Origin of the sequence: Streptomyces sp. NPDC056503 (assembly GCF_042794995.1) — a bacterium.
Taxonomy (GTDB): domain Bacteria; phylum Actinomycetota; class Actinomycetes; order Streptomycetales; family Streptomycetaceae; genus Streptomyces.
Window position 1 is genome coordinate 1 of the sequence record NZ_JBHTST010000100.1, and the last position, 12,273, is coordinate 12,273.

Annotated in this window: 10 protein-coding genes and 1 tRNA gene; 3 read left to right on the top strand and 8 right to left on the bottom strand. The window is 74.7% G+C overall.

Annotated features, from left to right (window positions below):
• Window positions 1-59 precede the first annotated feature (59 nt).
• The 4 genes from ACFQ8C_RS25955 to ACFQ8C_RS25970 all read right to left on the bottom strand — a co-directional run bounded on the left by ACFQ8C_RS25955 (window position 60) and on the right by ACFQ8C_RS25970 (window position 5,788).
• Window positions 60-1,478 carry a Cys-Gln thioester bond-forming surface protein gene (locus ACFQ8C_RS25955; protein WP_383461803.1) on the bottom strand — a complete coding sequence of 473 codons (1,419 nt, stop codon included), beginning with the start codon at window positions 1,476-1,478 and terminating at the stop codon, window positions 60-62.
• Window positions 1,479-1,735: 257 nt separating this feature from the next.
• The gene (locus ACFQ8C_RS25960; protein WP_383461804.1) at window positions 1,736-2,215 is read right to left on the bottom strand and encodes a single-stranded DNA-binding protein; all 480 of its coding nucleotides are present in this window, start codon (window positions 2,213-2,215) and stop codon (window positions 1,736-1,738) included.
• A gap of 143 nt (window positions 2,216-2,358) precedes the next feature.
• Window positions 2,359-4,173 carry a GTP-binding protein gene (locus ACFQ8C_RS25965; RefSeq protein ID WP_383461805.1) on the bottom strand — a complete coding sequence of 605 codons (1,815 nt, stop codon included), beginning with the start codon at window positions 4,171-4,173 and terminating at the stop codon, window positions 2,359-2,361.
• Between the two features lies 1 nt (window position 4,174).
• A complete protein-coding gene (locus ACFQ8C_RS25970; protein ID WP_383461807.1) occupies window positions 4,175-5,788 on the bottom strand; it encodes a dynamin family protein in 1,614 nt (537 codons plus the stop codon).
• 299 nt (window positions 5,789-6,087) lie between these two features.
• Between ACFQ8C_RS25970 and ACFQ8C_RS25975 the strand changes: the two genes are divergently transcribed.
• Window positions 6,088-6,160 (top strand) — tRNA-Arg (locus ACFQ8C_RS25975).
• A 76-nt stretch (window positions 6,161-6,236) separates the two neighbouring features.
• Here the strand turns inward: ACFQ8C_RS25975 and ACFQ8C_RS25980 are convergent.
• The 3 genes from ACFQ8C_RS25980 to ACFQ8C_RS25990 form a co-directional block, all read right to left on the bottom strand.
• Entirely contained in the window at window positions 6,237-6,785 is a 549-nt protein-coding gene (locus ACFQ8C_RS25980) for a hypothetical protein (RefSeq protein WP_383461809.1), read from the bottom strand.
• Between the two features lie 116 nt (window positions 6,786-6,901).
• Window positions 6,902-8,086 carry an ABC transporter substrate-binding protein gene (locus ACFQ8C_RS25985; protein ID WP_383461810.1) on the bottom strand — a complete coding sequence of 395 codons (1,185 nt, stop codon included), beginning with the start codon at window positions 8,084-8,086 and terminating at the stop codon, window positions 6,902-6,904.
• A 212-nt stretch (window positions 8,087-8,298) separates the two neighbouring features.
• On the bottom strand, window positions 8,299-9,003 hold the full coding sequence (locus tag ACFQ8C_RS25990) for a TetR/AcrR family transcriptional regulator (RefSeq protein WP_383461811.1): 705 nt from the start codon (window positions 9,001-9,003) through the stop codon (window positions 8,299-8,301).
• Between the two features lie 128 nt (window positions 9,004-9,131).
• On the opposite strand from ACFQ8C_RS25990, the gene ACFQ8C_RS25995 reads away from it, so the two are divergent.
• Both ACFQ8C_RS25995 and ACFQ8C_RS26000 read left to right on the top strand, forming a co-directional pair.
• Window positions 9,132-10,346, top strand: coding sequence for a saccharopine dehydrogenase family protein (locus ACFQ8C_RS25995; protein ID WP_383461812.1), 1,215 nt, complete (start codon window positions 9,132-9,134; stop codon window positions 10,344-10,346).
• A gap of 99 nt (window positions 10,347-10,445) precedes the next feature.
• Window positions 10,446-11,627 (top strand): winged helix DNA-binding domain-containing protein, encoded by a 1,182-nt coding sequence (locus ACFQ8C_RS26000; RefSeq protein WP_383461813.1) that lies wholly within the window; start codon window positions 10,446-10,448, stop codon window positions 11,625-11,627.
• Here ACFQ8C_RS26000 and ACFQ8C_RS26005 read toward each other — a convergent pair.
• Window positions 11,621-12,271, bottom strand: coding sequence for a potassium-transporting ATPase subunit C (locus ACFQ8C_RS26005; RefSeq protein WP_383461815.1), 651 nt, complete (start codon window positions 12,269-12,271; stop codon window positions 11,621-11,623). The two genes, ACFQ8C_RS26000 and ACFQ8C_RS26005, sit on opposite strands and share 7 nt — an antisense overlap.
• Window positions 12,272-12,273: the final 2 nt, after the last annotated feature.

Sequence of the window (12,273 nt, forward strand, 5' to 3'; positions counted from 1 at the left end):
GTCCGGGGCCGTCGCCGTCACCGGGTGCGTTCACCCGGTGACGTCATGCTCTGCCGTGCTTACTGACCAGCGGCCTTCCGCTTGCGGAGGAAGAACACCGCGCCACCGCCGGCCAGGACGAGCGCGACGGCGATGCCGGCGATCATCGGGGTGGCGTTGGAGCTGCCGGTCTCGGCCAGGTCGCCGCCGGTGGTGCCGGTGGTGCCGGTGGAGGCGTCCGTGGAGGCGCTGGGCGCCGGGGTGGACGGGGTCGCCGAGGGGGTCTCGGACGGGGTGCCGGTCGACGGGGTCGCCGACGGGGTGCCGGTCGACGGCTCCGGGCTCGGGGCGGTCTTGCAGTCGAGGACGCCCTGGAAGGACTTCGAGAAGCCGTTCGGGCCCGTGATGGTGAAGTCGTACGCGGCGTCCTCGGCGACCGGGACCGTGACGGTCTTGGACTCGCCGGCCTTGATCGTGTAGGAGACGCCCTTCACGTCGAAGGTCCAGTCCTCGTCACCCTCGTTGGAGGCGGTGATGTCGAGGCCGCCCTTGGCGCAGTTCTCGGCGACGGTGACGGCCGGGACCGCACCCTTCTTCGCCCAGGCGGCGGTGACCTCGGTGTTGACCGTGGACTTGCTGCTGCCGGCCAGGATCAGCGTCTGCTCGTGGCCCTCGACGCTGCCGAAGACGCGGCCGATCGCGACCTCGGTCTCGGTCTGCAGGGTGATCTTGGTCGTGCCGTCGGGGGTGCCCGCCGGGACGTCCAGGAAGAGCTCGGTGTTGTTGCTCGCGGAGGTGACGGCCTTGCCGTCCTTGTCCACGACCTTGACGTTCGCCGGGGCGTCGGCGGGCAGGGAGACCTTGACGGCGCCGTCGGCGGCCGTGGTGGTCACCTTGACCGGACCGAGCTTCTCGCCGGCCTTGCCGGCGATGGAGGCCGGGGCGGCGGCCAGGGAGACCTTCGGCTCCTCCTGGTCGGGCGCCTTGGCGGCCTCGGCGACCAGGTACTCGGCGAGCGCCTTGGCCTCCGGGTCCTCCGGGGTGGCCTTGACGTTGTCGGAGTACTTCCAGATCGCGGCCTGGGTCGCCGTGGCGGCCTCGTCGCCCGTCAGGGCGGCGACGCCGGCCTTGCCGGCCAGCGCGTTGAGGTCGTTGACCTCGGGGTAGGAGTGCTGCAGGATCCAGCGGATCTTGCCGGCGTTCGGGTTGTCGTGGAGGGTCGACTTGTCCCAGTCGGTCTCCCTGTACGCCGTACCCGCGTCGGTGGAGGTCCACAGGTCGATGCAGTACGCCTGGAGCGAGCCGCCGCCGTCGACGGTCAGCTCGAAGAGGCCACCCCGCTGGACCGAGTCGCCCCGGTCGCTCTCGATCTGGATCTTGCCGGACTCCGTGAGGCCCCCCAGCGTCGCGGCGGCGCCGCCGCCGTCGGCCATCGCGGGTGCCGCGAGGGCTATCGCACTGGAGGCGACCAGGCCGGAAACCAGGGTCGCAGCGGCCAAGCGGGCAACACCGCGCCCACGAACTGAAAACATTGCATTCCCCTCCGGGCGAGTCGCTCCGCGAACATGGTCGATTCGCGTGGGGGGAGCGCCCGCCAGCAGACTCAGTGACTCGATGGGCTCACGTGCCTCATGAGTACTCGGGAATCCTAGGGAGGCGGAAGGGCTCGGTCCCCGGTCCTACGGTGAGATAACCATTCCGTCTCGGAATCGTTATGTCCCCGGCGAGTTGGTCGACAAATCCCCACAACTCAAGGTCAGGGAGCGGTTACCAGCTGGTGTGCCGCGGCCGTCCAGGGGTCCTTTCCGTCCGCCGGGACGAGTCCCGGCTCCTCCTCTTTCTCCGTCAGGTCCCCCTCCCCCGGGCCCCGGGACTCACCCCGCGAGATCCTCCTGAACGCGGCGGTCCCCCGCGAGAGGTCGTGCCCGACGGCGAGCGCGTCGACGTCGACGAAGGTCTTGCGCTGCCCGTCGCGCTCGTCCTCACGGACCTTCAGCCGCCCGTGGACCACGAGGGGTTCCCCCACGGAGACCGAGGCCATGAGGTTGGATCCGAGCGCCCGCCAGGCCGAGACCGTGTAGAAGCTGGTGGCGCCGTCGGTCCAGACCGCCCGCTCGCGGTCCCACCGCCGGGCGGTCACCGCGAACCGGAAGCGGGCCACGCTCCCGGCCGCCGTCTCCCGGTAGTCCGGCGCCGTCGCCACGTTCCCCACCAGCGTCACCGTCGTGTCGTTCATGTCCGTCCCTCTCCCTGGTCCCCGCTGCGAGCTTCTGCCGAGGACCATGCTGGCGGGGCAGCGGAAAGCCCGCCGGCGCCTGTGGACGGCCGGCGGGCTGTGGACGAACCTCCCACCCGGGAGGGGGATCGACGCGGGGGCCACTACCGGATACGGGACCCCGTCCGGGTCGCGCCCAGCCGCAGGGCTCCCCCGCGGCCGCCCGCGCCGACGATCCTCGGCGAGGGCCGGGGGCCGGCCACCTTCGCGTACTGCTCGCGCACCTCGCGGTAGCGCAGCAGTTCGGCGGAGACGGGGTCGAGGACCCGGGCCCGACCACAGGCGGCGGCCGCTTCCGTCAGCTTGCGTTCGGCCTCCTGCCCGTACCGCCGGGCCGGCCCCTTCACCGCGCTCTCGCAGGCCCATTCGATCAGCGGACCGCCGACGATCCCGCCCAGCATCACCAGGACCGGGGGCAGCAGCCCGGGTTCCACCACGCCGACGATCTGGCCGACCAGCCACAACGCGCCGAAGAGCTGCAGGAGCGTCATCAGGGCCTGCGCGAGGACGGCGGCCGGCCACCAGGCGGGGCGCGGCGGCCGGGCGGCCGGGTCGCCGAGGGTGACGGTCAGCTCGTCGAGCGCCTCGGGCAGCCCCTCGGCGCTGCGCGTGGCGGCCTCCCGCACGGCGTGGGCCCAGGGCGCGGGCAGCCCGCGCGAGGCCTCGTCGGCCACGATCCGCACCGCCTGCTCGACGCGCTGCCGGGCGGTCAGTTCGTCCTCGACGGGCGCCGCGAGCCGGGGGTCGGTGGAGCCGTGCCAGCGCTTGCGCTCGTACCAGCGGTGCAGCCGCAGCCAGGGCGATCCGCAGGCGCGGATGGCGCCGCGCCGCCAGACCCGCTCGGCGGCCTCACCGGCCGCCTGGGCGCCGACGGCGACGGCGAGGCGGCCGGCGAACTCCTCGCGGCTCCGCTCCCCGAGGCCCGACCGCCCGTCCGCCACGTAGGCGGTCCGGAGCTTGGCCGCGGCGGCGTCGATGTCGGCGGCGATGCGCCGCTCGGCGGCGGTGCGTTCCTGGACGAACCGGGCGAGGAGTTCGCGGAGTTCGGACACGCCCTCGCCGGTGAGGGCGGAGACGGGCAGCACGGTGGCGCCCGGCTCGCCGTGCTCGCCGAGGGCCATGCCGTCCTCGTCGAGGAGCCGGCGCAGGTCGTCGAGGACGAGTTCGGCGGCCTCGGCGCCGAGCCGGTCGACCTGGTTGAGCACGACGAAGGTGACCTCGGCGTGCCCGGCGAGCGGCCGCAGATACCGCTCGTGGAGGGCGGCGTCGGCGTACTTCTCCGGGTCGACGACCCAGATGACGGCGTCGACCAGGCCGAGCGCCCGGTCGACCTGGTCGCGGTGGGCGGTGACGGCCGAGTCGTGGTCGGGCAGGTCGATGAGGACGAGCGACTGGAGTTCGGCGTCGGCGGCCCCGCCCGCGAGGGGCCGGCGGCGCAGCCGTCCCGGCACGCCCAGCCGGTCGAGGAGCCCGGCGGCCCCCTCCGACCAGGTGAGGGCGAGCGGCGCGGAGGTGGTGGGCCGGCGCAGCCCGGTCTCGGAGACGGCGACGCCGGCGAGGGCGTTGAAGAGGGTGGACTTGCCGCTGCCGGTGGCGCCGGCGAGCGCGACGACGGTGTGCCGGGAGGAGAGCCGCTGCCGGGCGGCGGCCTCGTCCAGGACCCGCCCGGCCTCGGCGAGCGCCTCGCTCTCGACCCGCGTACGCGAGAGCCCGACGAGCTCGTGGAGGGCGTCGAGCCGCGTCCGCAGCCCACCGCCGTAACTCCCCCCGAACCCCCGCGCGTCCTCGGCGTCGACGTCCCCGGCGTCGGCCTCCCCGGCGGCCGCCTGCTCGGGGGCGGCCCGCTCGGCGGCCCGCCGCGCGATCAGCCCGTCGTCCCACGCCTCACGGCCGGTGGTCTCCAGCGGCTTCTCGGCCACGTCACTTCTCCTTCTGCAGTACGGAGAGCGCGGCGATCAGCTCCGCCTGCGGCTCGGGGGTGACGCCGAGGGCGTCGAGGGGCGCGAGGCGCCGGTCGCGCTCGGCGTGCAGGACACGGTCGACATGGGTGAGCACGAGGGCGCCGCCCTTGTCGCGCAGGCGCAGGGCGGCCTGGGCGCCGAGGAGTTCGGCGAGCCGCTCGCCGGCGGGCCGGGCGCGCCGGCCGCCGAGGAGGGAGGCGGCGAGCAGGGCGGCGACGGTCCCGGCGTCGGGGACCGCCGCCCCGCGCCCGGCGGGCTTCTCCACGCCCCGCACCTCCTCCTCGGCCGACTCCTCCAGGACCTGCCGCCAGTGGCGTACCTCCAGGCCGATCCGCTCGGCGACGTCCCGGTCGCCGCCGGCGGGGAGGGTGCCGAGGGCGCCCGCGGCGGGCTCGCGGCGGTGGACGTCCCGGATCGACTCCTCGGCGGCGGAGACGGCGCAGTGGAGGAGGGCGGCGAGGGATTCCGTGAGGGCGTCGAGGAGTTCGTCGGCGGTGCTGTCGCGCGGGTAGGCCCGCCAGCGCGCCCGCGCGTCGCCGGCGAGCACGGCGCCCTTGCCGAGCTCCTTCCGCACCCGGGCGCCCTGCTGCCGGTAGGCGGTCTCGACGGCGGCCCCGAGGCGTACGGCGGCGGCGTACTGCGCGGCGACGGCACCGGCCAGTTCGGGGAGCCGGCTGTCGAGCGAGTCGATGATGCCGGAGGCGGTACGGGAGACGGCCTGTTGGCGCGCGGCCGGGTCGTCGGCCCGGTGCGCGAGCCAGCCGCGCAGCACGGTGACGGCGCTCTCGGGCAGCAGCCCGCTCCCGTCACCGGTCGACTCGGGCAGCTCGGGGATGGTGAACCGGGGTACGTCCCCGAGCCCGGCCTTGTCGAGCAGCGCCCCGAACTGCCGGGAGACCTCGCCGACGACCTGGTGGGGCACCCGGTCGAGGACGGTGACGAGGGTGACGTCGTACTCCTTGGCGGTACGGAGCAGATGCCAGGGCACGGCGTCCGCGTACCGGGACGCGGTGGTGACCATCACCCAGATGTCGGCGGCGCACATCAACTCGGCCGCGAGCAGCCGGTTCTCGACGACGAGGGAGTCGATGTCGGGCGCGTCGAGGAGGGCGAGTCCGCGGGGCAGGGTGGCGGCGGTCTCGACCCGCAGCGCGTTGTCCCCGGTGTCGGGGCCCTCGGTGGGCGGGTGGTCGTCGTCGGTCTGCGGCAGCCACACCCGGGTGAGCTGCGGCAGCACCCGCAGCCCCGCGAACCAGTGGTGGTCCTCGGGATGGCAGACGAGCACCGGTGTCCGCGTCGTGGGCCGCAGCACCCCCGCCTCGCTCACCCGCCGCCCGACCAGCGAGTTCACGAGCGTCGACTTCCCGGCCCCCGTGGACCCGCCCACGACGGCGAGCAGCGGCGCGTCGGGATCCCGCAGCCGCGGCACCAGGTAGTCGTCGAGCTGCGCGAGCAACTCGGCCCGCGTCTGCCGGGCGCGCGGCACGTCGGGCAGGGGGAGCGGAAGACGCACGGCCGCGACTCGGTCGCGCAGGGCGGAGAGTGCGTCGATCAGCTGAGGCCGTTCGTCCAAGGTCACCACATGCGAAGAATGCCCAATTTATGAGCGTTTTTGAAGCGTATGGCGCCCCTACGCGCCGAAGAAGGGGAGGCCGCCCGGAACCCGGGGCATAACGAGTGCACAACACCCGCCGCGCACGGCGCGAAAAGCGCTGCGCGAATCGCACCTGCCTGCGATTATCGGTTCGCTTCACCGAACCTCCACATCGTGCCACGCAGGCGAAGCACCCGGGCGAAGCCGCCAGGACCCCTATCCTTGTCCCGGCAGCCCCACCCCACCCACCCGGGCCACCAGGCCCAGGGCCATCACCGGCCCCCGTAGCTCAGCGGATAGAGCAGGTGCCTTCTAAGCACTTGGCCGCAGGTTCGAGTCCTGCCGGGGGCGCACAGTGAGACCCCTCCTTCGGGAGGGGTCTTTTTGCTGGTCGGGGCGGGGCGGGGGTGCGTCCGTGCTCTCGGGGTCAGTCGCAGGAGTCGCAGAGGCCCGAGGCGGGGAGCTGGAGGAAGCAGCGTGCGCAGATCCGGGGCGGCCGGACCTCGCGCTCGCGCTCGCTTCGGCGGGCCAGGGTGGTCTCCAGCCGGGGGGCCAGTCTGGGCCTTCCCCCGTCGGGGGGAAGGGTGGCGCCGAAGCGGCGGTAGCACTCCAGGCGGGACTCGGCGGCGTGGTACTCCCGCTCCAACTCGTCCTCCACCGGCGGCTGTCCGGCGACGGCCAGGACCTCCTTGTAGCCGCTGCCCACCTTGCCGTCGCCCAGGTGGACGACCAGGGCCGTCAGGGGCGGGTCGCCTCGGTGGTGGGCCTCGCGCACGACCTGTCCCAGGATCGGGCCGATCCAGGTGTGGAGGAGGGAGTCGGTCGGGAGGCCGCTCCGGGCCTGGATCTCCTCCCCCAGCTCCTTGTACGTGATGACGGCGTCGTAGGTCCGCGCGACCTCGACGAGGACCTCGTACGCCTCCGCCGCCCAGACGTCCCGCGCCGCCCGCCCCGTCGGCTGCCCTGCCCGCCCCATCCGCCCCACCCCTGTGCGCTCGCGTTCCCGGGGCTCCGTCCTCGCCCCGGTACACGGTGGTGGAGGGGCGCGGTACTCCGCAAGCGGATCCGCGGGACGGGCCGGGGCGGACGCCCTCACGCCGTGTGGAGGGTGCGGAAGCGGGTGGGGTCGGCGGGGTCGCGGTCGGACACCTGGACCGGGGGGCGGTCCCACTGCCAGACGGGGGCGCCGTCCGAGGGGCGGGTGAAGCGGATCTTGCCCCGGGTGCCCTCCACCACGACGTGGGGCCAGGCGTCGGCGACGGCCGTGCGGTCCGCGCCGTGGGCGCGGAGGGTCTCGGCGAGGACGGTGACCGTGTCGTACCCCTCGAAGGCCACGAAGGAGGGGGCCGCGGCGAGGCGGTCGCGGAGGGTCGCCTCCACGCGGGCGCCGAGGGCGGTCGGATGGGCGGGGAGGTAGCGCAGGAAGGGGATCCCGCCGGCCTCGCCGCCCAGCAGCGCCGCCCACTCGGCGAACTCCGGCTGGCCGGCCGGCGCGCCGATCAGGAGGCCGGCGAGGCGGGGGTCGCGGCGGACGGTCCTGACGAGCTCGACCGCCGGGTCGGGGAAGCCGGTCAGGAGGAGGAGCGCCGTCGCGCCCCCGGCGGCCAGTTCGCCGGCGAGCGCCGCCGGGGACAGGGCGCGCGCGTCGAGTTCCGTGACGGTGCCGCCGCGCGGGGCCAGTTCCTCGCGGAGGACGCGGGCGCCCGCCGCCCAGTAGGCGCTCGGCTCGGTGGCGAGCGCGAGGCGGGTGTGGCCCGCGGCGCGGAGGAACTCCGCGTAGACGCGCCAGCCGTGGGACTGCGCGGGGGCCAGGCGCGCGACCCGGTCCGCCGGGCGCTCGGTCAGCGCGTCGATGACCGCGGAGGAGCAGAGGAACGGCAGGCCGAGGGCGTCGGCGCGGGTGGCGGCGGCACGGGCCGCGACGCTGTGGTACTCGCCCGCCAGGGCGGCCACGCCGAGGGCGTCCAGCTCGTCCACGGCCGCCTCGGCCCGGCGCGGGTCGGCCGCGGTGTCCCTGACGAGGAGTTCCAGCGGCCGTCCGGCGATCCCTCCGCCGGCGTTCACCTCGTCCGCGGCCAGTTCGAGGCCGGCGAGCAGATGCCGGCCCGCCTCCGTCCAGCCGGGTCGGCTCAGCGGGGCGAGGGCGCCGATCCGGACGGGGGGCGACGGCGACGTCGACGGACTCAGGGGCGACGGCGGACCCAGGGGCGACGTGGTCGTGGTCGTGGTCGAGGGGGGCGTGGTCGTGGGGGGCGTGGTCGAGGGGCGCGCGCTCATCGGCGGGGGGCACATGGGTGGGGGCTCCCGTGGGGCGATTCGGGTGGTGCGTACGGTTCCACCCACATTGTTCGTACGCGGCGGAGCCCGCGGCCGCGCGCCGCGCCGCCACCCGCCCCGGACGCCCACCCCTGCCCCGGACGCGCCACCGCCCCGCCCCGGCCCGGACGCGCCGCCGCCCGCCCCGGACGCGCCCGCGCCGTTCTCCCCTCTCAGGTCGCGTCGAGGGTCGCCGCCGCGTTGTCCAGGAGCATCTCCAGGGCCGTCGGGTAGGCGCTGGTGTTCATGCGGGCGACGAGGCGGGGGGCGGTGGCGGCGATGTGGGGGTGGGTGGCGGCGGGGAGGCGGGCGTACGTGGCCTGCCAGACGGCCTCGTCGGCGGCGCGGGCGGTGTGCGGGAGGGCGAGGGCCGCCGCGTCGAGCGCGGCGAAGGCGAGGGCCTGGTCGATGAAGGCGTGGTAGACGCGGACCGCCTCCGCGTCGGGGAGTCCCGCGCCGCGCAGGACGCCGAGGATCGCCTCGTCGGCGGCGATCTCGTGGGAGCGGCCGCTGACCCGGCTGGCGGTGAGGATCGCCGCCTGTGGGTGGGCGAGGTAGGCGGAGTGGATCCGCAGGCCGAGTTCGCGCAGGTCGGCCCGCCAGTCGCCGGTGGCCGCCCAGCCGCGCAGGGCGCGGCCGGCGAGTTCGTCGCCGACGGCGAGGAGGAGGTCGTCGGTGCCCCGGAAGTAGCGGTAGAGGCTGCTGGGGTCGGCGCCGATGGCCGCGCCGAGCCGGCGCACGGTCAGTCCCTCCCTGCCGTGTTCCTGGAGCATCCGCAGGGCGGTTTCGATGTAGAGCCGTTCGGAGAGGACGACACCGCCCGCCTTGACGGGTTTTCTGCGGCGCCTCTCCCCTTCCGGTACCACTTTCTTAGCCATGGAAGCCTCTCTGCCCACCTCTTCCCAGGTTATGCCAACGCCGTTGACCCGTGTCCCGGCGGACGGCTTTCATGGGCGCACTCCCGGGAACTGTCTTGTTTCATGACGATGAGAGGTGGTTTGTCGAGATGCGTGTCCTGCTTGTCGGTGCCGGTGGCGTGGGGACCGCCGTCACCCGGATCGCCGCCCGCCGCTCCTTCCTCGGTCACATGGTGGTGGCCGACTACGACGTGTCCCGCGCCGAGGCGGCCGTCGCCGCGCTCGGCGGGTCGGCCGGCGGCCGCTTCACGGCGGCCCGGATCGACGCCTCCGACCGGGCGGCGGTGGCCGAGCTCCTGGAGCGCGAGCGCTGCGACGTCCTGCTGAACGCGACCGACCCCCGGTTCGTGATGCCGCTCTTCGAGGCGGCCCTCGACGCCGGGGCGCACTACCTCGACATGGCGATGTCGCTGTCCCGGCCGCATCCGGAACGCCCGCACGAGGAGTGCGGGGTGAAGCTGGGCGACGCCCAGTTCGAGCGGGCGGCGGAGTGGGAGAAGGCCGGGCGGCTCGCGCTCGTCGGGATCGGCGTGGAGCCGGGTCTGTCGGACGTCTTCGCGCGGTACGCCGCCGAGGAGCTCTTCGACTCCGTCGAGGAGATCGGCGTCCGCGACGGCGCGAACCTCACCGTGGACGGCTACGACTTCGCGCCCTCGTTCTCCATCTGGACGACCATCGAGGAGTGCCTGAACCCACCGGTGGTCTGGGAGGCGGACCGGGGCTGGTTCACCACGCCGCCGTTCAGCGAGCCGGAGGTCTTCGACTTCCCCGAGGGCATCGGGCCGGTGGAGTGCGTGAACGTGGAGCACGAGGAGGTGCTGCTGATCCCCCGCTGGGTGGACGCCCGCCGGGTCACGTTCAAGTACGGCCTCGGCGAGGAGTTCATCCGCACGCTGAAGGAGCTGCACCGGGTGGGGCTCGACCGCACGGAGCCGGTGACGCTCCCCGACGGGACGCGGGTCTCGCCTCGTGACGTCGTCGCCGCCTGTCTGCCGGACCCGGCGACGCTGGGCGACCGGATGCGCGGCAAGACCTGCGCGGGCACCTGGGTGAAGGGCGTGAAGGACGGGGCGCCGCGCGAGGTGTACCTGTACCACGTGGTCGACAACGAGTGGTCGATGCGCGAGTACGGTTCGCAGGCCGTCGTCTGGCAGACCGCCGTCAACCCGGTCGTCGCGCTGGAGCTGCTCGCCACCGGCGTCTGGACCGGCTCCGGCGTACTCGGCGCCGAGGCCCTCGACCCGCGCCCCTTCCTGAACCTCCTCACGGAGTACGGCTCCCCCTGGGGGCTGCGCGAGCAGTAGCCGTCGCCGGTGGCGCGGGGGGGCCGTCACCGGTGGCGCGGGGGGCCATTGCCGGTGGCGCGGGGGCCGTTGTCGGTCCCCCGCGCCACAATCGGGGCCATGACCGCGACCGCGCCGCCGACCCGGCCCGCCCTCACCGCCCGTGCGCTCAACCGGGCCACGCTCGCCCGCCAGTCGCTGCTCGCGAGGGAGGCGGTCGGCGTCGAGGAGGCGGTGCGGCGTGCGGTGGCGCTCCAGGCACAGCAGCCGGGCTCGCCGTACGTGGCGCTGTGGAACAGGGTGCGGGACTTCGATCCGGCCGAGCTCGACGCGGCCGTCGGGGGCTTCCGGCTGGTCCGCTCGACGCTGATGCGGATCACCCTGCACCTCGTGCACGCCGACGACTACCCGTCCTTCCGGACGGCCGTGGAGCCGACGCTGCGCGGGGGCCGGCTGCGCGACCGGCGGTTCACCGACACCGGGATCACCCCGGACGGCGCCGACGCCCTGCTGCCGGAGCTCCTCGCGTACGCGGACCGCTCCCGCACCGGGGAGGAACTGCGGCTGCGGGCCGAGGAGTTGTGGGGCGGGGGGAGCCTCACCCCGACGGCGGGGCGGATACTGCGGCAGTACGCGCCGCTGTGGCACGTGCCGAGCGGCCCGCCGTGGCAGTACGCCGCCTCCCCCGGTTTCGTCGCCTCCGGACACCTTCCGCCGGCGATGGACCCGGAGGCGGCGGCCGAGGGGCTGAGGACGCTGGCCCACCGCTATCTCGCGGGCTTCGGCCCGGCGTCGGCGGCGGACCTGGGCCAGTTCGGCCTGGTGCAGCGCGGCCGGGCCCGCGCGGCGCTCGACGCGCTGGTCGCGGAGGGCGCGGCGGAGCTCCTGGCCGGCGCGGACGGCACGGTGCTGTACGACCTGCCGGGCGCGGCCCGCCCGGACGGTGCCGCACCGGCCCCGCCGCGCCTGATGGCGATGTGGGACAGCACGCTGCTCGCGTACGCGGACCGGAGCCGGATCGTCCCCGCCGCGTACCGCGGGCACGTCATACGGATCAACGGCGACGTGCTGCCGACGCTGCTGGTCGACGGGTACGTGGCGGGGGCCTGGCGGCCGGTCGAGGGCGGGATCGAGGCGGCGGCCTTCCACCCGCTCGCGGCCGGCGACTGGGACGGGCTCGCGGCCGAGGCGGCGTCCCTGGGGGCGCTGCTCGCCGACCGCGATCCGCGGGTGTACGGGCGGTACGACCACTGGTGGGCGAAGGGCCTGCCGGCGGTCGAGACCCGCCTCCTCCCCTACTGACCGCCGGTCAGTTCGCGCAGTGCGATGTTGAGTCGGAGGACGTTGACGCGGGGTTCGCCGATGAAGCCGAGGACACGGCCCTCGGTGTGGTCGGCGACGAGCTTGTCGACCCGGTCGACGGCGAGGTGGTTGCGCTCGGCGACGCGGTGGACCTGGAGTCTCGCGTACTCCGGGGAGATGTGCGGGTCCAGGCCGGAGCCGGAGGAGGTGACCGCGTCGGCGGGGACGTCGGCGGGCTTCACCTTGTAGTCGTTCGTGGAGTTGTCCTTGACGGCGGCCGCCTTGGCGTCCGTCACCCACTTGATCAGGTCGGCGTTGTCGCCGGAGCGGTTGGTGGCGCCGGAGAGGAGGATCGAGTACCGGGTGTTGACGCTGTTGGTGCCGAGGCCGTTGGACGGGCGGGGCTGGAACCAGCGCAGGTCGGGGGCGTCCCCGTCGAGGTACGACTGGCCGATGAGTGCGGAGCCGACGACCTTCCCGGACGCGTCCTCGATCTCGGAGCCGTCGGCCTTGCCGGGGAAGGCGAGTTGGGCGATGCCGGTGACGGCGAGCGGGTAGAGCACGCCGCAGACGAGGGTGAGGACGAGGAGGGCGCGCAGGCCCGCCCAGAGGACCCGGCCGGTGCTTCCTACGGAGTTGTTCATGG

What these genes read in the sequence shown, in the direction of transcription:
- ACFQ8C_RS26000 (WP_383461813.1), top strand. Translation starts at nt 10,446, where the DNA reads ATGACCGCGACCGCGCCGCCGACCCGGCCCGCCCTCACCGCCCGTGCG.
- ACFQ8C_RS25985 (WP_383461810.1), bottom strand. Translation starts at nt 8,086, where the DNA reads ATGAGCGCGCGCCCCTCGACCACGCCCCCCACGACCACGCCCCCCTCG.
- ACFQ8C_RS26005 (WP_383461815.1), bottom strand. Translation starts at nt 12,271, where the DNA reads ATGAACAACTCCGTAGGAAGCACCGGCCGGGTCCTCTGGGCGGGCCTG.
- ACFQ8C_RS25960 (WP_383461804.1), bottom strand. Translation starts at nt 2,215, where the DNA reads ATGAACGACACGACGGTGACGCTGGTGGGGAACGTGGCGACGGCGCCG.
- ACFQ8C_RS25990 (WP_383461811.1), bottom strand. Translation starts at nt 9,003, where the DNA reads ATGGCTAAGAAAGTGGTACCGGAAGGGGAGAGGCGCCGCAGAAAACCC.
- ACFQ8C_RS25980 (WP_383461809.1), bottom strand. Translation starts at nt 6,785, where the DNA reads ATGGGGCGGGCAGGGCAGCCGACGGGGCGGGCGGCGCGGGACGTCTGG.
- ACFQ8C_RS25995 (WP_383461812.1), top strand. Translation starts at nt 9,132, where the DNA reads ATGCGTGTCCTGCTTGTCGGTGCCGGTGGCGTGGGGACCGCCGTCACC.